Genomic DNA, 19,305 nt, shown 5'->3' on the forward strand with positions numbered 1-19,305 from the left:
CGGGAGAAACGAACTCGTAACGTGCGCAGCTGTTTCGGTCACACGCACGACACCCGACGGACTCCGGATCACGCTTAACTGTCAATTGACAGATAACCGGTTTCCAGCACGCGGGAGTACACGTCCATGAGCGACACACTGCTACCTCCAGGCTCCCGCTCGGGAGCAACCGGCGCGGCCGATTCGGGCGATCTCGCCGACTTCGGATACGAGCAACAGCTGCACCGATCGCTCGGTCGCTACGCCTCCTTCGCGGCCGGGTTCTCGTTCGTCTCCATTCTCACCACCATCTTCCAATTGTTCGGCCTCGGTTTCGGTTTCGCCGGCCCTGCCTTCTTCTGGACGTGGCCCGTGGTGTTCATCGGTCAGTTCATGGTCGCGCTGAACTTCGCCGAACTCGCGGCGCGGTTCCCCATCTCCGGCGCGATCTACCAGTGGTCCCGGCGCATGGGCGGGGAAGTGATCGGCTGGTTCGCGGGGTGGTTCATGATCATCGCGCAGATCGTCACCGCGTCGGCCGCCGCCATCGCGCTCCAGGTGGTCCTGCCCTCGGTGTGGAGCGGTTTTCAGTTCGTCGGCGACGACACCGCCCTGACCTCACCGAGCGGTGCCGCCAACGCCGTGATCCTCGGATCCGTGCTGCTGGTGATCACCACCACCATCAACTGCCTCGGCGTGAACTGGATGTCACGCATCAACAGCATCGGGGTGACCTGCGAGATCATCGGTGTCATTGCGGTCATCGGCGTCTTCTTCACGCACGCTCAGCGCGGGCCGCAGGTGGTGTTCGACACCGGCAGTGTGCCGGGCGGTTCCGGCTACATCGGTGCGTGGATCGTCTCGGGGCTGATGGCCGCCTACGTCATGGTCGGGTTCGGCTCGGCCGGCGAGCTGGCGGAGGAGACGAAGAACCCGCGACGCGTCGCACCCCGCACGATCCGGCTCGCACTGTCCGTGTCGGCTCTCGGCGGCGGCCTGATGATCATCGGTGCGTTGATGGCGGCGCCGAGCCTGACGGACGGTGAGTTGGCGACGCAGGGCCTGCCGTACGTCCTCGGCGCAGTCCTGTCCTCACCGTGGGGGACGGTCCTGCTGATCGACGTGTCCATCGCAATCCTGATCTGCACGTTGGCCATTCAGACCGCGGCGTCTCGTCTGATGTTCTCGATGGCGCGCGACGGACGACTTCCGTTCTCCCGTGCGCTCTCGACTGTGAACGGCCGCACCGGAACACCCATCGGTCCGTCGGTGGTGATCGGTCTGGGGTGCGTCGGCATCCTCGCCGTCAACGTCGGCAACTCGGCCATCTTCACCACCTTGTCGAGCGTGTGCATCGTGCTGATCTATCTGGCGTACCTGATGGTGACCGTCCCGCTCCTCGTGCAACGGCTGAAGGGATGGCCACGCAGGACCGCGCAGGTGGACGCCGACGGCAAACCGCTGTTCTCCCTCGGAGTTCTGGGTCTGCCCGTGAACATCCTCGCCGTGGTCTACGGCCTGGTGATGGTCGTGAACCTCTCGTGGCCTCGCGCGGAGATCTTCGATCCCGCAGGCGAGATGCCGATTCTGCGTTTCGCCGCCCCGCTGACCGTTCTCGCCGTGGTGATCGTGGGCGCACTGTGCTTCCCCCGCGGCAGGACGCACCCCAACACCGTCACGATCGGAGCATGAGATGACCGCGACCACCGCCGCAGCCCGTGATCACGCACGGGCGCAGGCAGGTTCGATCACCGACGCCATGCCGGTGGTCCCGGCCAGCGCCTGGCCCTCACCGCCCGAGGGGGTGGCGCCGCACCGACTCACCTGGGCCGAATCGGTTCCAGGCGGCCGATATACCAGCAAGGTGCTGACACGCGGCACCCGAATCAGGTTGCGGGACGTGGCCGGCGCCGCCTGCGCGCACGTGATGCTGTACCGAGCCGACGCACCCTGGGAGCGGCTGAACGTCGCCGACACGGTCAAGGTGCCGTGGCAGGCGTACCTCGGGGCAGGTCACCCACTCCTGTCGGATCAGGGCCGGGTACTCGCCACCGTGGTCTCCGACACGTCCGGTCGTCATGACGCGCTGTGCGGAACCACGACGCTGCGCACCAACACCGCGCGATACGGAGCGGGAGAGGCGCATTCGCCCTCGCCCGCAGGACGCGAACTGTTCGTCCTCGCCGCGGCGAAGAACGGATTGAAACCGCGGGACGTGCCGCCCAGCCTGTCGTTCTTCCACGGCGTGCGCGCCGGAGCCCGCGGAGGACTCGTCTCGACCGGTTCCGCCGGCGCGGACACCGCCGTCGAGCTCGTTCTGCATCTGCCGCTGATCGTGGTGCTGGTCAACACGGCCCACCCGCTCGACCCGTCGCCGACATTCGAGACGACGACGCTCGAAGTGATCGCCTGGGACGCCCCCGACGATCTCGACGACATCACCGAGGCCGATCCGGAGTACCTCCGAGCGGTTGCCAACTCCGACGATGCCTGGAATGCAACGACGTTCGACAAGGACTTACAGCGATGACCCTCACACTGGATGCCGCCGACCTCGCCCTGGTCCCCGGAACGGTTCTCCACGACTCGACAGCCGGTGCCCGCGCGCCGTGGTCGGCCGTCGTCGCGGCCGGTGACGTGCTCACGATCGTGGATCTCGAAGGCAATCAAGCCGTCGACACGCTGATCTACGGAGCGGACGACCGCACCGTGCGGTACAGCTCGGCCGCAACCGTTGTAGCGCAACGCAATCTGTTTCTCGGAACGGGCACGGTACTGCTCGGCGCAGAATCGGAACCGCTGATGACCATCGTCGCCGACGAAGTGGGCAACCACGACACCGTCGGCGGTGCCTGCTCGCAGGAATCGAACACCTTGCGCTACGGCCATCACACCAAGCACCAGCACGCGTGCGTCGAGAACTTCCTGATCGAAGGTAGTCGCTGGGGGCTCGGCAAACGGGATCTGGTGCCCAACATCAACTTTTTCATGAACGTGCCGGTCGATCCCGACGGCTCCCTCGGCATCGTCGACGGTCTCTCCGCACCCGGCAAGCGCATCGCGCTGCGCGCCGAGATGGACGTCCTCGTCCTGGTGTCCAACTGCCCGCAGATCAACAACCCCTGCAACGGATTCGATCCCACGCCGGTTCGCATGATCGTGACCCGTGGGAAGCCGAGCCGATGAAGATGGACGTTCTCCGTCCCGGAATGATGACGACGGTGCAGGATTGGCCGGGTCGCGTCGGATACTGGCAGGTCGGAGTGCCCCCGTCCGGTCCGATGGACGACGTGTCGTTCCGACTGGCCAACGTCGCCGTGGGCAACGCCGAGGGAGCCTGCGGCCTCGAAGCCACCGTGGTCGGTCCGGCCCTGCGCTTCGAGAACGACGCCGTCGTGTGCGTCACGGGCGCCGATGCTCCGGTGACGGTCGACGGCGTTGCGGTCGAGCGGTTCTCGCCGATTTCCGTACCCGCAGGAGGCGTTCTCGACGTCGGGACGGTGAGCGGTCACGGAATGCGAACCTACGTCGCGGTCCGAGGTGGGTTGGACGCCGAGGAGTACCTGGGCAGTGCAGCAACATTCACGCTGGGAAAATTCGGCGGGCATCACGGTCGAGTCCTCGCCGCGGGTGACGTGCTGACCACCCACGCTGTCGCCAGAGACTCCGTTCCGCAGTCGATTCCGTCGGAACACGTTCCCGCACTGACCGACAGCTGGCAGATCGCCGTCACCGAGGGACCGCACGGAGCGCCCGAATTCTTCACCCGGGCCGACATCGACACCGTGTTCGACACCGATTACGAGGTGCACTTCAATTCCGATCGCACCGGAGTCCGCCTGATCGGACCGCGCCCGGACTGGGCGCGCACCGACGGCGGCGAGGCCGGCTTGCATCCGTCGAACATTCACGACAACGCATATTCTGTTGGGGCGCTGGACTTCACAGGTGACACTCCCATTCTGCTCGGTCCGGACGGGCCGAGTCTGGGCGGGTTCGTGTGCCCGGTGACGGTCGTCGCCGCGGAGCGGTGGAAGCTCGGCCAGCTCCGTCCGGGTGATTCGGTGCGGTTCGTGGCCGTCGAACAGTCGCATGCCGCGTCGCCGTCGTCCCTGGGCAGGGACCGGCGCGCCTCGATACCGGCCGTCTTCTCCCGCGGTGGAGACGGCGACGACGGTGTCGTCGGGCGACGAGACGCAGCCACTGTCGTCACGTATCGCCGGTCCGGTGACGACAACATTCTCGTCGAATACGGTTCGATGACACTCGATCTCGCGTTACGCGCGCGGGTGCATGCATTGCACCGCGCCGTCGAGGACGCGGCGCCACGGGGGTTGCGGGACCTGACGCCGGGGATACGGTCGTTACAGATCAAGTTCGATCCGGACGTCATGCCGGCGCGATCGCTGCTCGACATGCTCGGTGAGGTCGAGGACGCACTGCCCGACACCTCCGAATTGTCGGTGCCGTCGCGCTCGGTGCGTCTTCCGCTGTCCTGGGACGACCCGTCCACCCGTGAGGCAACCGAGCGCTACATGCACGGTGTGCGCGCGGATGCCCCGTGGTGCCCGTGGAACATCGAGTTCATCAGGCGAATGAACGGTCTCGACAGCGTGGACGACGTGTACGACACCGTGTTCGACGCCGACTACATGGTTCTCGGGTTGGGCGATGTGTATCTCGGTGCGCCCGTGGCGACTCCGCTCGATCCGCGGCACCGGTTGGTGACCACCAAGTACAACCCGGCCCGCACGTGGACGCCGGAGAACGCGGTAGGAATCGGTGGCGCGTACCTCTGCATCTACGGTATGGAAGGTCCCGGCGGATACCAGTTCGTGGGCCGCACCACGCAGGTGTGGAACCATCGGTTCCCCTCCGTCGTGCCGGGTTTCGAGGAGGGCAGTCCCTGGCTGCTTCGGTTCTTCGACCGCATTTCCTGGTACCCGGTCACCGCCGAGGAACTCCTCGACATGCGCGCCGATCTCGCGGCGGGCCGCGGCGCGGGAGTCGAGATCACCGATGGACGGTTCTCGCTCGCTGAACACGAAGCGTTCCTGGAATCGAACGCCGAGTCGATAGCACTGTTCCGCAAAGGTCAGTCCGAGGCTTTCGGGACCGAACGAGACGCGTGGTCCGCCGCCGGTGAGTTCGCCACCACGGGCGTCTGATCAGTCGCTGGGCTGCACCACGGCGCGGAAGATGGGCAGAAACGGCCGCGGCGACGGCGTACCGTTCGAACGCATCGGTGCCGAATCGATGGATGCAGCAACCCATTCCGCGCGGTCGGTGTGCGAGTAGTCGATGTGGAACGCAGTCTCGCGCGTCAGCTCGCACAGAAAGGCGCGTCCGGCTCGGCCGTTGCCGTCCCGGAACGGGTGAGCCTGGTTCATCACCGCGTACAGGGCACTGCACACGTACGCCAGGGACCCGTGATCGAGTTCGGGCCATCGTGCGCCGTCGACGAGCGCGTTGATCTCGTCGAAGTATTCCGCGATGCGGCCGACCGAGGCGAACTTCGTCCCGTTCTTCGACAATTGCACCGTGCGCACCGACCCCGCCCACGGGTACATGTCGCGGAAGAGGTGTCGGTGGACCTCGAGCAAGCCCCGCGCAGACCGGGGAACCATGCCGTCCAGGCCGAGGTGCAGTTCGCAGGTCCGTCCGGCGGCGAGAGCGAACTCGATACGATGTGCCGCCTCCGGGTCGACGATGCCGAAGCGATTGCGCAACACCGTGGTTCCGGGAACGGTATAGCCGGCACGGCGCATCGACCCGAACGGTCGACGGTTACCCGCGCGGTTGCCCTGCGCCGCGCCCGCCGACTCCGCGAAATGCTCGAACGAGCAACTGCCCTCGGCGAGTGCGGTCAACGCCGTCACCTCGTCGGGAGTGGGGTTCCAGCCCTCGAGGCCCGCGCTGGTGATTGCGACGCGGACAGCGGCAGCGGCGTCCACCGCGCTGCTAGGTGACGAGGAACGCGGCGAGCACCACGGACTCTGCGTCCTGCGCGCCCGAGGTCACCAGAAGCGCCCGGTTGAGATAGGTCAGTTCCCGCACCGCCGTGGTCACCTCGAGTGTGCCTCGGAAATAGTAGAGCGCGGGATCGACCGTCTGCCCCTCGGCGACGGCGGCGGTGACCTCCGTGGAGCCGAACCGAAAGCCGGTGCAGTGCAATCGAAGAAGTCCGTCGGCGGTGTCCACGACCATGTCCGCGGTGTATGTCGTCGATCCGTCCGCTCTGGTGGTCCGGACGTCGACGCCGCCGGGAAGAATGCGACCGGAGATTCCGGGCCCGTCGACGGTTCCCCCCGTGACGGGAACGACGACGTCGGCGCCGGCGGGGGAGTCGCCGATGTCGTACCCGTCTCCCGTCTCGATCACCAAGGTGAGTAGGGGCTCGAGCGTCGGCAGGATCGGTGCGGTCACACCCACAGGTTATAGCGGCTGAGACCGGCTTGACACCGACTAGAACAGATGTTCGACTGTGACGCATGAGGTGGCAGGGACAGTCGCTGGACGCACCCGACGGGGCACTGCCCGGTCTGGAACGCGCCGGCCTCGTCCGCACGGTGCAGACGCCCGAGTTCGAAGGCATCACGTTCCACGAGGTGCTGTGCAAGAGCGCATTGAACAAGGTGCCCGAGGATTCGTCCATGCCGTTCAAGTGGACCATCAACCCGGCGCGCGGCTGCTCGCACGCCTGCCGCTACTGCTTCGCACGTCCCACCCACGAATACCTCGATCTCGATGCGGGGCGAGACTTCGACTCGCAGATCGTGGTGAAGACCAACATCGTGCCGGTGCTGCGCAAGGAATTGGCCAGGGCGTCGTGGAAGCGTGAACCGGTCGCACTGGGCACCAACACCGACCCGTATCAACGCGCCGAGGGCCGATATCGCCTGATGCCCGGCATCATTCGCGCGCTCACCGAATCGGGCACCTCGTTCTCGATCCTGACCAAGGGGACGTTGATTCGTCGAGATCTACCGCTGTTGGCGCTCGCCGCCACGAAGGTGAACGTGCAGGTGAGTGTGAGCCTGGCGTTCCACGACGTCGACCTTCAGAAATCCCTCGAGCCGGGTGCACCGTCGCCGCGGGCGCGGTTGGATCTGATTCGCGCGATCACCGACGCGGGATTGTCCTGCAATGTTCTGGTGGCACCGGTGATTCCGTTTCTCACCGACTCGTCCAAGCACCTGGAAACGCTGATCGGAGCCATCGAGGACGCGGGCGCCACGGGCGTGTCGGCCATGCCCATGCACCTGCGCGGGAGCACTCGGGAATGGTTCATGAGTTGGCTCGCCGAGGAGCACCCCGCGCTCGTACGGCGCTATCGGCAGCTCTACGGCCGCGGCGCCTACGTCACTCCGGAATACAAGAATTGGCTGCGCGAGAAAGTGACCCCACTGCTCGCGAAGCGTGCTCTGGCCGATCTCGACCCGGTCGGCGCGCGGGCGGTGCACGATCTCCCGCAGCCGGTGAAGCCGACGAAAGAGCCTGCGCTGATGCTGTTCTAGAGAGTCAGCCCTAGGTGCTCGAGGTATCTGCGTGCCGATCGGGTGACCGCGCGTTTGGCGTCCGCGGGCACCACCCGTCCCCACCACGCACCGTAGATGGTCTCGAATTCGTAGGGCGACAACAGCTTCACCGTCCGCCGCACAGTGTCCGGGTGCTCGGGAATCAAATTCGGGTAGCTGTACATGAAGCTCACCCACCGATGGTCGGCCACCACCTGAACGATGTCGCCGGTGCACAGAGCCCCTCGACCGTCGGTACCGGCCCAGTGCACGACGGTTCCTCCGGCGAAGTGAACCCGAGGATTGAGCAACGTTCTCCCGGGCAGGATTTCGGCCGTGTCACCGTCCCACGTGCGGGTGTTTCCCGACGCCCTGATCCACTTCTCGTCGTCACCGTGGAGGTAGATCGGGATACCGCCGAACGCCTCGCTCCACTCGACCATCGAGCTGTAGTAGTGCGGGTGCGAGATCGCGATCGCAGCGAGGCCGCCGAATTGATTCACTCGGTCCACAGTGGGCCCGTCGACGAGGGAGATGCAGTCCCACAACAGATTTCCGCCCTCCCCGGGCACGATCAGTGCGCGTTGACCGATGGCGAACGCCGGTTCGGTGCCGACGCCCCACAGTCCCGGCGCTTCCTCGCGGACGGCATTGGTGTGTCCGGCTCGGAGCTCCGTCAGCGTCGTCCACTGTTGACCGTCGTACCCGACGTACTGCCTGTCGTCGGTGCAGATCACGCAGTCGTCGCGGTCGAACCGGTCGAGGTCGACGGCGACCCCGCAGGTGATGCAGATCGGGCGGTCGGCCACCTATCGAGCGCCCTGCAGACCGGCGGGGTTGTCGAGGTCCGGCGCGCCGTAGGTGTCGCACGCGGAGACCTGACCGGTGCGGTACCCGGTCAGGAACCAGTTCTGTCGCTGTTCGGACGAGCCGTGGGTCCAGCCTTCCGGGCTGACTCGACCGGTCGAGGCCTGCTGGATCCGATCGTCGCCCACCGACGAGGCCGCCGACAACGCGTCGGAGATGTCCTGGTCGGTCAAAGGATCGAGAAGGGGTTCGCTGCTGCCGGGAGCGGGGAGGTCGTCGGCGTAGTTGGCCCAGATGCCGGCGTAGCAGTCGGCTTGCAGTTCCGTTCGTACGGAGCCGGATTCCGGGCCACTGGGGTCGTTCTGGGCGCGGCCGATGTCGCCGAGCTGGTTCTGGATGTGGTGGCCGACTTCGTGGGCGACGACGTATTCCTGCGCCAACGGTCCACCGCTGGAACCGAACTGGTCGACGAGTACCTGAAAGAAACTGGTGTCGAAGTACGCCGTCGAATCGGCAGGGCAGTAGAACGGTCCGACCTCGCTGCTGGCCTGACCGCAGCCGGTGTTCACCGCGCCGGAGAACAACTGCACCTCCGGTTGCACGTACGCGGTCCCGGTCTGCTTCTGCAGCTCGGACTCCCACACCTGGTCGAGGCTGTTGATCGTGGCCGCGACCCGGCAGTCCACGTTCGCGTTGGCCTGCGCGCCGGTGTCGCAGTCGGTGATGGCACCGGCCTGACTCGACGACGGCGCTTCGGTGGTGCCGCCGCCGGTCAACGAACTCGGGTCGACGCCGAGGACGAGTGCGATCACGATGATGATGAGGCCGCCGGCGCCGCCACCGATCGCGAGCTTGCCGCCGCGGCCACCGCCGCCGCTGCGCGAGACCCGGCTGGAGTCGATACGGGCGTTGTCGTCGAACGTCATGCCGGACAGCTTCGCATATTTGGGCCGACCGGCCTCCGGCCTTCCCGCATTCGACAGACCGGCCTTCGGATCTCGGTGGACGTGCTCCGTAAGATCACCTTGAACATCCCCGTCACGGAAGGAAACCTGTGCTGCGCACGCACCTCGCCGGTTCGCTACGAGCCGAGCACGCCGACAGAGAAGTCACTCTGACCGGGTGGGTAGCCCGGCGCCGTGACCACGGCGGGGTGATCTTCATCGACCTCCGCGACGCGTCCGGGGTCGCGCAGGCGGTCTTTCGCGAGGGTGTCGCCGCCGAGCAGGCCCATCGTCTGCGGTCCGAGTTCTGCGTCAAGATCACCGGCACCGTCGAGCTCCGCCCCGAAGGCAACCAGAACTACGAGATCGCCACCGGTGCCGTCGAGGTCAACGTGACCGCACTCGAGGTTCTCGGCGAGAGCGCGCCCCTGCCGTTCCAGCTCGACGAGACGCCCGGCGAGGAAGCTCGGCTGAAGTACCGCTACCTCGACCTGCGCCGTCCCGGACCGGGTCACGCAATCCGGTTGCGCTCCAAGGTCAATGCAGCGGCGCGCACCGTTCTGGCGCACCACGAATTCGTCGAGGTCGAGACGCCGACGCTCACCCGCTCCACTCCCGAGGGTGCCCGCGACTTCCTCGTCCCCGCGCGTCTGCAGCCGGGCAGCTTCTACGCGTTGCCGCAGAGCCCGCAGCTGTTCAAGCAGCTGTTGATGGTCGGCGGCATCGAGCGGTACTACCAGATCGCGCGCTGCTACCGCGACGAGGATTTCCGTGCCGACCGGCAGCCCGAGTTCACCCAGCTCGATGTCGAGATGAGCTTCGTGACGCAGGACGACGTCATCGTTCTCGCCGAGGAAATTCTCACATCGCTGTGGAACCTGATCGGGTACGAGATCACCAGCCCCATCCCGCGCATGACCTACGCGGAGGCGATGCGTCGCTACGGATCGGACAAGCCGGATCTGCGCTTCGGTGTCGAGTTGGTCGAGTGCACCGAGTACTTCGCCGAGACTCCGTTCCGGGTGTTCCAGGCGCCGTACGTCGGTGCGGTCGTCATGCCGGGTGGTGCGTCTCAGCCCCGACGCCAGCTCGACGCGTGGCAGGACTGGGCCAAGCAGCGCGGCGCGAAGGGACTGGCCTACGTGCTGGTGCAGGAGGACGGCACCCTCGGCGGTCCCGTCGCCAAGAACCTGTCCGACACCGAGCGTGACGGTCTGGCCGCGCACGTCGGCGCGCAGCCGGGCGACTGCGTGTTCTTCGCCGCCGGTCCGGTCAAGGCCCAACGCGCACTGCTGGGCGCCGCTCGCGGGGAGATCGCGAAGAAGCAAGGCCTGATCGACGAGAGCGAGTGGGCGTTCGTGTGGATCGTCGACGCGCCGCTGTTCGAGCCGACGTCCGACGCGACCGCCAGTGGCGACGTCGCGGTCGGCTCCGGATCGTGGACAGCGGTGCACCACGCGTTCACCTCGCCCAAGCCGGAGTCGATGGACACTTTCGACAGCGACCCCGGTTCGGCGCTCGCCTACGCCTACGACATCGTCTGCAACGGCAACGAGATCGGTGGCGGCAGTATTCGTATCCACCGCAAGGACATTCAGGAACGCGTGTTCGCGGTCATGGGTATCGACGAGGCCGAAGCGCAGGAGAAGTTCGGCTTCCTGCTCGACGCGTTCGCTTTCGGCGCGCCGCCCCACGGCGGAATTGCCTTCGGATGGGACCGCATCACGGCGCTGCTCGCCGGCGTCGACTCCATTCGTGAGGTGATCGCGTTCCCGAAGTCCGGTGGCGGCGTCGATCCGCTGACCGACGCTCCGGCTCCGATCACTGCGCAGCAGCGCAAGGAGTCCGGTATCGACGCCAAGCCCGAGAAGAAGGCCGAGTCCCAGATCACGAAGGACTGACAGAGTTGGCGGCCGTGCAGCACATCCGCGTGCTGACTCCACCCGACTCGACGGATCGGGTGGTCGAGATTTTGCGAGGTTGCGTCGGGGTCGCCCACCTGATGCTGTTCCGCGGTGCCGCCATCGAACCCGCCGGCGACGTCGTCGAGGCCGACGTCACTCGGGAGAGCTCGAACGAGGTGCTCGACGCGTTGCGCACGTTGGGGCTTGTCCAGTCCGGAGCGATCACGGTGACGACGATTGCGGCGACGTTGTCCGAGCGGGCGGACAGGGCGGAGCGTGCCGCACCGGGTGACCCGGACGACGCCATCGTGTGGGACGAGCTTCTGGTGCGCACCAAGGAGGAGTCGACGCTGAACATCACGTTCACGTCCTTCCTGACCATCGCCTGCCTGCTCGCCGCGGTCGGTGTCATCACCGATTCGCCGGTGACGATCGTGGGGGCAATGGTGGTGGGTCCAGAATTCGGACCGCTGGCCGCCCTCGCCGTCGGCCTCGTCCTCCGTCGGTCGCGGTTGGTCAAACGGTCGTCGATCGCACTGGTCGTCGGCTTCCCGCTGGCCATGGCCGTCACCGCGATCTTTGCGCTGCTGGCCGAGATATTCGGGTGGTTTCAGTACAGCACCATCGACGATCTCCAACAGGTCGACTTCATCTATTCGGTGGGGCCCGCTTCACTTGTCGTCGCGGTACTAGCCGGTGCTGCGGGCATGCTCGCGTTGCTCTCGTCGAAATCGGCGGCTCTGGTCGGCGTCTTCATCTCGGTCACCACGGTCCCGGCGGCCGGCTTCGCGGTCGTGGCTGCGATGGTCGGGTCCTGGCGAATCGCGGCCTTGTCCGTCGGGCAGCTCGCGATCAATCTGGTTGGCATCGTGCTGTCCGCCGCCGTCGTTCTGATGATTCGGCGGCGCGTCGCCCCGACGTGACAAGCGGCACACGCGCCGGACTGCAACACCTGTTCGTCGGCAGGCGCCCCGGTGGAGTCGGCTCTAGAGTTGTGGCTTCAGCGAACCGGCCCCGGGGGCCGGACTCGAGAATCGCAGCGTATGAGGAGTTGGTCGGCCGGTGGGCATCAAGGTTGCACTCGAACATCGGACCAGTTACCAGTTCGATCGGTTCACGAAGGTGTATCCGCACGAAATTCGCCTACGCCCGGCTCCACACGCGAGAACGCCCATCGAGGCCTACTCGCTGACCATCGAGCCCGCCGAGAACTTCGTCAACTGGCAGCAGGACGTCTTCGGTAATTTCCTTGCGCGGGTGGTGTTCCCCGAACGGACGAACCACCTGTCGATCACCGTGGGCCTGGTCGCCGACCTCGAGGCCATCAACCCGCTGGACTTCTTCGTCGAGGACTGGGCCGAGAACTTCGGGTTCGAGTACAAGAAGGAAGACCTCCCCGACCTCGAGCCCTACCTGCGCTCGGTCGACGAGGGCGACGACCGATCCGGCCCGGGTGTGCTCGTCACACAGTGGGTGGAGAAGATGCGCGCCGCGGTACGTGAACGCGGTGACATCAGGACCATCGAGCTACTGGCGATGATCAACCGGGCGGTCATGGGCGATGTCGCCTACTCCGTTCGTATGGAGCCGGGCGTGCAGACACCCGACCACACTCTCCGCACCGCGATCGGGTCCTGCCGCGACTCGGCGTGGCTCCTGGTGTCGATCCTGCGCGAGATGGGACTTGCGTCTCGGTTCGTCTCCGGATATCTGGTGCAGCTCAGTCAGGACGTCCAGTCCCTCGAGGGCGGAAGCGGACCGGTCGAAGATTTCACCGATCTGCACGCGTGGTGCGAGGTGTATCTCCCCGGGGCCGGCTGGGTCGGCATGGACCCGACGTCCGGGCTGTTCGCCGGGGAAGGGCACATCCCCCTGTCGGCCACACCCCACCCGTCGACCGCCGCAGCCATCACCGGAGCTGTCGGCAAATGCAAGGCCGAGCTCGACTTCTCCAACACCGTCGTCCGGGTGCACGAGGACCCTCGCACGACCCTTCCGTACACAGACGAGCAGTGGGACGCGATCGAGACCGCGGGCCTGACGATCGACGAGCGGATCGAGAGGCAGCAGATTCTGCTCACGATGGGCGGCGAACCCACGTTCGTGGCCATCGACAACCCGAGTGCGCCCGAGTGGAACACCGACGCAGACGGGCCACACAAACGCGAACTCGCGAGCGTGCTGGCCGAGCGCATGCGCACCATCTACGCCCCGGACGGCTTGGTCCAACGCAGTCAGGGCAAGTGGTACCCGGGAGAGCCGTTGCCGCGCTGGCAGATCGGGCTGTTCTGGCGCACCGACGGTGAAAGCCTGTGGCACGACGACACCTTGATCGCCGACCCGTGGCTGCCGGACGGACGCAAGAGACCGGCCACCGAACCGGCGAAAGCGCGCGAATTGGTCGAGGCGCTCGTGAAGGACTTCGGATTCCCCGCCTCGCAGGCTCGCCCTGCGTTCGAAGACCCGCTCGCACACCTGCTCTCGCTGCTGAAGAAGCCGGACGGCGACCCACCCGCCGCCTCGGGACAGGACGACATCGAGCCGGGCACGGACACTCCCGACGCCCGCACAGCACTGCTGGCCAAGCTCGACGGCTCCACCGACGAGCCCGCCGCGTTCGTACTGCCCATCCACCGCACCGATGACGGGTCGGGCTGGGGGAGTGCCGACTGGCGATTGCGGCGTGGCCGAATCGTGTTGCTGGAGGGCGATTCTCCGGCCGGTCTGCGACTTCCGCTCGACGCGATCTCGTGGAAGCCGAAGCGGCTCGAGAACCCGGCCGACCCGATCGCCGCGCGTGGACCGCTGCCGACGCCGCGGCAACTACGCCGAGAGTTCGGATTCGAATTCGGTCCTGACATGGACAGCCAGTCGTCGATGACGGTAGGGATCGAGCCCGGTGACAACCCCGTCACCGCGCTGGTCTCCGAGGTGCGCGACGGAATCCTGCACGTGTTCCTTCCGCCCATCGACGAGCTCGACGATTTCGTCGACGTCATTGCGCGGATCGAGGCGGCGGCGGCGAGCATCGAGACGCCCGTGGTCATCGAGGGATACGGCCCGCCGAACGATCCACGTATCCAAACCCTCACGGTGACACCGGATCCGGGTGTCATCGAGGTCAACGTCCAGCCCACCGCGTCGTGGGCCGAGCAGAACGATCTGATGCAGACGCTCTACCGCGAGGCGCGGCAGTCGCGCCTGAGCACGGAGGCGTTCGACAACGACGGCACCGGTCGCGGGACCGGCGGCGGTAACCACATCACCCTCGGCGGCGCCACACCGCGCGAGTCTCCGCTGTTGCGGCGCCCGGACCTGCTGGTGTCGATGCTGACGCATTGGCAACGCCATCCGTCGCTCTCCTATCTGTTCTCGGGTCGGTTCATCGGACCCACGTCGCAGGCACCGCGATTCGACGAGGGACGTCCGGAGTCGGTGTACGAGATGGAGATCGCCTTCGGCGAGGTCGCTCGCCGGACCGCGGAGGTGCGCACGCCCGCCGACCCCGAGGCCGCGCCCGCGCCGTGGGTGATCGATCGCGCACTGCGACATCTGCTGACGGACCTCACCGGCAACACGCACCGCGCCGAGTTCTGCATCGACAAGATGTACAGCCCGGACTCCTCGCGCGGACGTCTCGGTCTGCTCGAGCTCAGAGGCTTCGAGATGCCGCCGCACCACCAGATGGCGATGGTGCAGTCGCTGCTCGTCCGGTCCATGGTCTCGCGGTTCTGGGAGGAGCCGCTGGTGGCTCCGCTGATCAGGCATGGCGAGAACCTGCACGGCCGCTACCTGTTGCCACACTTCGTGATTGCCGACATCGCACGCGTCGTCGAGGATCTGCGCGATCACGGCATCGAGTTCGACACAAGCTGGCTCGACCCGTTCACCGAATTCCGCTTCCCACGCATCGGCACCACCGTGGTGGCCGACGCGGAGATCGAACTGCGCGGGGCGATCGAACCGTGGAACACCCTCGGCGAGGAATCGACGTCGGGCGGTACGGCGCGCTACGTGGACTCGTCCGTCGAACGGATCCAGGTCTCCGTCACCGGAGCCGATCCCGGCCGGTTCGTCTTGACGTGCAACGGCACACCCGTGCCGCTGATGCGGACCGGCAAAGCCGACGTTCAGGTCGCCGGCGTCCGCTACCGCGCCTGGCAGCCGCCCAGCGCGCTGCACCCCAGCATCGAGGTGCAGTCCCCGCTGCATTTCGACCTGATCGAGAAGCAGTCGCAGCGATCGCTCGGCGGGTGCGCCTACCACGTCGTGCATCCCGGCGGACGGTCCTACGACGCGCCGCCGGTGAACGCCGTCGAGGCGGAATCGCGCCGCGGGGGACGCTTCGAGGAGGGTGGCTTCACGACCGGCCGCATCGACCTGGGTAAGTTACTCGAGAAGCAAGCGCGCCTTGCCGCCGACGTCAGCGCACCAGGGCTGCTCGATCTCCGTCGAACGGGGTCGTTCCTGGCGTGACACGTCACGTCGTCACGAAGGGAACACCGGGTCACATGGCGCAGGCAACGATCTCCGGTGCGCCGGATTCGCAGAACACCCCACAGGCACAGGGCTCCCAGCAGGCACAGGGCTCCCAGCAGGCACAGGGCTCCCAACATGCACCGGGCACCCCTGATCCCGAGGGCCTTCTCGCGCGCTACCGGTCGCTGGCCGCGGCAACCGGAGTGCGGGACGAACTGCTCGAGGACGGCCACGGGATCAGGCCGCACTGGCTCGATCTCGTGTCGTCGGTCACCGACCACGGGCTCGACGCTCTGACGAGCATCCAGAATCGGGTCGGGCGGCTCGTCGACGATCACGGAATCACCTACAACACCATCCCCGGGCCCGGGGTATCCGGAACGGGCACGGTGCGGTGGGAACTGGACTCGGTGCCGTACGTCGTCTCCGCGCAGGACTGGAAGGTCCTCGAGGCCGGAATGGTGCAGCGTTCGCGGTTGCTGGATCTGATCCTCGCCGACATCTACGGCGACCGTTCCCTGATCCGGAAGGGTCTGTTGCCTCCCGAGATCGTCTTCGGGCACCCCGGGTACGTGCGCGCCGCGCACGGAATCACCGTTCCTGGCCCGCACCAGCTGTTCTTCCATGCTGCGGACGTCGCCCGGTTCGCGGACGGGGAATTTCGCGTCACCGCCGACCGCACGCAGGCGCCGTCCGGAGCGGGCTACGCGCTCGCGGACCGCACGGTGATGTCGCGGTCGGTTCCGGAGCTGTACGAGAAGACGAGTCCGCGCCAACTCTCGAACTTCGCGCGGGCGATGCGTCTCGCGCTGGTGGAAGCGGCGCCCGAGTCGGCCGAGGACCCACTGGTCGTCGTTCTGAGCCCGGGCGTGATGTCGGAGACCGCCTTCGATCAGGCGTACCTGGCGTCCGTACTCGGGTTTCCTCTCGTCGAATCCGCCGATCTGGTGGTGCGCGACGGGACGTTGTGGATGCGCGCGCTCGGCACCCTGCGGCGAGTCGACGTCGTCGTACGACGTGTGGACGAGAGCTACGTCGACCCGCTCGACCTCAGGCCGGATTCCCACCTCGGTGTCGTCGGTCTGGTCGAGGTGCTGCGCCGCGGAGTCGTCACGGTCGTCAACACGATCGGTTCCGGAGTTCTCGAGAACCCTGCCTTCCTCCCGCTACTGCCGCGGCTGTGCCGTGCCCTGCTGGACGAGGACCTGCTCCTCGATTCGGTCGAGACGTACTGGGCGGGTGATCCCGCATCGTTGTCGTACATCGAGAACAACATCGGCTCGCTCCTGTTGCGCTCCACGGACTCTCGGGAAGCGCACGTCGCCTCGACCATGTCGCAGGCGGCACGCGAGCAGATCCTCGCGCGCATCGGGTCCGAACCGTGGGCGTGGTCGGCGCAGGACCGGCCAGAGTTCGCCACGTCACCCGTAGGGCCGGCCGGTCACCACGATCCACGGGAAGCAGTGGTCCCCGGCGCCGTCGGTCTGCGGCTGTTCGATGTGGCGCAGCGGGTGGGGTACACCCCGATGTACGGCGGGCTCGCTCAAGTCCTGGTGACCGATCCGCTGATCGATCCGATGCTGAGCACCGCCGCGAAGGACGTCTGGGTCCGTTCGGAACAGCGCGCGACGCCCGCCGACGCCGACATCGCCTACATCCCGGCCCAGCCGGAGGTTCTCCCGCGCTACGCCGCCGCGCGCGTCGAGGGCGTGTCGTCACCGCGTGTGCTCGCCGACCTCTTCTGGCTCGGGAGGTACTCCGAACGCGCCGAGGACATGGCCCGTCTGCTGGTGACAGCGGGCGATCGGTATCAGGAGTACCAATCCAAACCGTGGGCCGACGGAAGCGGCGCGCTGCCGGTCTTGCTCGAAGCGGTGACACAGGTGTCCGGCACCGGGCCGGGCTTCACCGCGGAACTCGCGCGAAGTCAGGCCATCGCGGAGTTCCGGTCCCTCACACTCGACGCGACCCGGCCCGGTTCGCTGGCCCAGTCCGTGGACGGGTTGCAGAACGCGGCGCGAGCGGTGCGCGACCAACTGTCGGTCGACACGTGGGCCGTACTGAGCAGACTCGACAACGCCCTCGCCGGTCTCGCTGCGGCCCCGGCCACCGACGAAGCGCCGCTGTGGACCACGCAGTCCGCCGTCGTCGGCTCCATCCTGGCGGTCTCCGGACTGGCGTCGGAATCGATGGTGCGCGATCCCGGCTGGTTCGTGATGGACGTCGGCAAACGCGTCGAACGCGCTCTCCAGCTCACCAAGCTGCTGTCCGTCACGGTCACGGCTGTCCGCATTCCGGTGACGGAAACTGCGGTCATCGAATCGGTTCTGGCGGCCATGGAGTCGTCGGTGACGTACCGGCGTCGTCACCACGGCCGAATTCGACTCGCCGCCGTGGCGGATCTTCTGCTGTTCGACGCGGGTAACCCGCGGTCGCTGGTCTACCAGCTCGATCGAGCCCTGGAAGGCCTCGGGCGGCTACCGGGCTCCACCGGTACGTCACGGCCGGAGGCTCTGGTCGAGCGAATGATCGCGCGGCTGCGCAGAGTCGATCCGGAAGATCTGGAAACCGTCGACCCCACCGGGACGCGGGTGGACCTCGCCGACCTTCTCGACTCGATCCACGCCTCCCTCACCGAGTTGGCGAACGTCATCGTGGACACCCACTTCACGCTTCCTGGTGGAACGCAGCCCCTGTGGGGCAGCGGCGGCGGACGGATTCTGTCGTGAACCAGTCGGTCGCACCGAATCAGCGGTGGTACTCCATCACCCACGAGACCACCTACACCTATTCCGATCGAGTGAAGTCCTCGTTCGGCCGCGGGTTCCTCACCCCACGAGGCTTCGACGGTCAGGACGTGCTCGAGTCGTCGGTCACCGTCGACCCTTCTCCGGCGGATCAGTCGACCGGCCGAGACGTCTACGGCAACGAGGACGTGTTCTTCCACGTCACCCGCGATCACGAGAAGCTGGTCGTGACCGCACGGTCGCTCGTGTGTGTCGACGCTCCCGACCCGGCACGAATCGCCGGGTGGAACGCCACCGGGCCCTGGGAGAACGCCCGCCCACGGGCCTGGAGTTCGATGCTGGACGTCGGCCGAGCGATGGCCGTCGAGTTCGAACTCGATCTGGTCCCCCCGGAGATCACCGACGATGTCCGGGAGTACGCCGCGGTGTCCTTCACCCCGGGTCGCCCCCTCGTCGACGCCGTCGTCGATCTCACGCATCGCATCTTCACCGACTTCACCTACAAGTCCGGGTCCACGACGGTGTCCACGAAGGTCGCGGAGGTGCTGCAGGCACGCTCGGGCGTGTGTCAGGACTTCGCAAGGCTCGCCCTCGCCTGCCTTCGGTCGGTGGGCCTGGCCGGCCGCTACGTCTCGGGATACCTTGCGACGCAACCACCACCCGGCAAGGAACGGATGATCGGCGTCGATGCGACGCACGCCTGGGCCGCGGTGTGGTTGCCGGGGGACACGTGGTTGGCGTTCGATCCGACCAACGACCAATTGGTGGACGAGAGATACACCACGGTCGCCTGGGGTCGCGACTATCAGGACGTTCCTCCGCTGCGCGGCATCATCTACACCGAAGCCGACAAGAGCACGATCTCGGTGTCCGTGGACGTGGAGCCGTTGCCCACCGCCCCGATTCGCGCGGTTTGAACGGTCCGCCC

14 protein-coding genes are annotated in these 19,305 nt (G+C 66.7%); 10 read left to right on the plus strand and 4 right to left on the minus strand.

Annotated elements, in window-relative coordinates:
* Window positions 1–126 precede the first annotated feature (126 nt).
* The 4 genes from IEW02_RS11960 to IEW02_RS11975 are packed head-to-tail and all read left to right on the plus strand — an operon-like array spanning window position 127 to window position 5,147.
* Complete coding sequence (locus tag IEW02_RS11960; RefSeq protein WP_188544981.1) at window positions 127–1,671, plus strand: amino acid permease; 1,545 nt, start codon at window positions 127–129, stop codon at window positions 1,669–1,671.
* Window position 1,672: 1 nt separating this feature from the next.
* On the plus strand, window positions 1,673–2,509 hold the full coding sequence (locus tag IEW02_RS11965; RefSeq protein WP_188544982.1) for an urea amidolyase associated protein UAAP1: 837 nt from the start codon (window positions 1,673–1,675) through the stop codon (window positions 2,507–2,509).
* Complete coding sequence (locus IEW02_RS11970) at window positions 2,506–3,165, plus strand: urea amidolyase associated protein UAAP2 (protein ID WP_188544983.1); 660 nt, start codon at window positions 2,506–2,508, stop codon at window positions 3,163–3,165. The genes IEW02_RS11965 and IEW02_RS11970 overlap by 4 nt, the downstream gene beginning before the upstream one ends.
* Window positions 3,162–5,147, plus strand: a complete 1,986-nt coding sequence (locus IEW02_RS11975) for a 5-oxoprolinase/urea amidolyase family protein (RefSeq protein WP_188544984.1) — start codon at window positions 3,162–3,164, stop codon at window positions 5,145–5,147. The genes IEW02_RS11970 and IEW02_RS11975 overlap by 4 nt, the downstream gene beginning before the upstream one ends.
* On the opposite strand, the gene IEW02_RS11980 is transcribed toward IEW02_RS11975, so the two are convergent.
* Window positions 5,148–5,933 carry a Fic family protein gene (locus IEW02_RS11980; RefSeq protein ID WP_188544985.1) on the minus strand — a complete coding sequence of 262 codons (786 nt, stop codon included), beginning with the start codon at window positions 5,931–5,933 and terminating at the stop codon, window positions 5,148–5,150.
* Window positions 5,934–5,940: 7 nt separating this feature from the next.
* On the minus strand, window positions 5,941–6,405 hold the full coding sequence (locus IEW02_RS11985) for a DUF3237 family protein (RefSeq protein WP_188544986.1): 465 nt from the start codon (window positions 6,403–6,405) through the stop codon (window positions 5,941–5,943).
* 65 nt (window positions 6,406–6,470) lie between these two features.
* Here IEW02_RS11985 and IEW02_RS11990 point away from each other — a divergent pair, with 65 nt between their 5' ends.
* The gene (locus tag IEW02_RS11990; RefSeq protein WP_188544987.1) at window positions 6,471–7,496 is read left to right on the plus strand and encodes an Rv2578c family radical SAM protein; all 1,026 of its coding nucleotides are present in this window, start codon (window positions 6,471–6,473) and stop codon (window positions 7,494–7,496) included.
* On the opposite strand, the gene IEW02_RS11995 is transcribed toward IEW02_RS11990, so the two are convergent.
* Both IEW02_RS11995 and ypfJ read right to left on the minus strand, forming a co-directional pair.
* Complete coding sequence (locus IEW02_RS11995) at window positions 7,493–8,305, minus strand: MBL fold metallo-hydrolase (RefSeq protein WP_188544988.1); 813 nt, start codon at window positions 8,303–8,305, stop codon at window positions 7,493–7,495. The genes IEW02_RS11990 and IEW02_RS11995 overlap by 4 nt on opposite strands.
* Window positions 8,306–9,229 (minus strand): KPN_02809 family neutral zinc metallopeptidase, encoded by a 924-nt coding sequence (gene ypfJ, locus IEW02_RS12000; RefSeq protein WP_188544989.1) that lies wholly within the window; start codon window positions 9,227–9,229, stop codon window positions 8,306–8,308.
* 128 nt (window positions 9,230–9,357) lie between these two features.
* On the opposite strand from ypfJ, the gene aspS reads away from it, so the two are divergent.
* The 5 genes from aspS to IEW02_RS12025 all read left to right on the plus strand — a co-directional run bounded on the left by aspS (window position 9,358) and on the right by IEW02_RS12025 (window position 19,294).
* Entirely contained in the window at window positions 9,358–11,148 is a 1,791-nt protein-coding gene (gene aspS, locus IEW02_RS12005) for an aspartate--tRNA ligase (protein WP_188544990.1), read from the plus strand.
* 14 nt (window positions 11,149–11,162) lie between these two features.
* On the plus strand, window positions 11,163–12,074 hold the full coding sequence (locus tag IEW02_RS12010) for a DUF389 domain-containing protein (protein ID WP_188544991.1): 912 nt from the start codon (window positions 11,163–11,165) through the stop codon (window positions 12,072–12,074).
* A 139-nt stretch (window positions 12,075–12,213) separates the two neighbouring features.
* Window positions 12,214–15,627 carry a transglutaminase family protein gene (locus IEW02_RS12015; protein ID WP_188544992.1) on the plus strand — a complete coding sequence of 1,138 codons (3,414 nt, stop codon included), beginning with the start codon at window positions 12,214–12,216 and terminating at the stop codon, window positions 15,625–15,627.
* A gap of 35 nt (window positions 15,628–15,662) precedes the next feature.
* Window positions 15,663–18,359: a circularly permuted type 2 ATP-grasp protein gene (locus IEW02_RS12020; protein ID WP_188545313.1), complete on the plus strand. Its 2,697-nt coding sequence runs from the start codon at window positions 15,663–15,665 to the stop codon at window positions 18,357–18,359.
* On the plus strand, window positions 18,356–19,294 hold the full coding sequence (locus tag IEW02_RS12025; RefSeq protein ID WP_188544993.1) for a transglutaminase family protein: 939 nt from the start codon (window positions 18,356–18,358) through the stop codon (window positions 19,292–19,294). Before IEW02_RS12020 ends, IEW02_RS12025 begins: the two co-directional genes overlap by 4 nt.
* Window positions 19,295–19,305: the final 11 nt, after the last annotated feature.

It is taken from the genome of Rhodococcoides trifolii (genome assembly GCF_014635345.1).
GTDB classification, from domain to species: Bacteria; Actinomycetota; Actinomycetes; order Mycobacteriales; family Mycobacteriaceae; genus Rhodococcoides; species Rhodococcoides trifolii.

What these genes read in the sequence shown, in the direction of transcription:
- IEW02_RS11970 (WP_188544983.1), top strand. Translation starts at nt 2,506, where the DNA reads ATGACCCTCACACTGGATGCCGCCGACCTCGCCCTGGTCCCCGGAACG.
- ypfJ (WP_188544989.1), bottom strand. Translation starts at nt 9,229, where the DNA reads ATGACGTTCGACGACAACGCCCGTATCGACTCCAGCCGGGTCTCGCGC.
- IEW02_RS11990 (WP_188544987.1), top strand. Translation starts at nt 6,471, where the DNA reads ATGAGGTGGCAGGGACAGTCGCTGGACGCACCCGACGGGGCACTGCCC.
- IEW02_RS12020 (WP_188545313.1), top strand. Translation starts at nt 15,663, where the DNA reads ATGGCGCAGGCAACGATCTCCGGTGCGCCGGATTCGCAGAACACCCCA.
- IEW02_RS11965 (WP_188544982.1), top strand. Translation starts at nt 1,673, where the DNA reads ATGACCGCGACCACCGCCGCAGCCCGTGATCACGCACGGGCGCAGGCA.
- IEW02_RS11975 (WP_188544984.1), top strand. Translation starts at nt 3,162, where the DNA reads ATGAAGATGGACGTTCTCCGTCCCGGAATGATGACGACGGTGCAGGAT.
- IEW02_RS11960 (WP_188544981.1), top strand. Translation starts at nt 127, where the DNA reads ATGAGCGACACACTGCTACCTCCAGGCTCCCGCTCGGGAGCAACCGGC.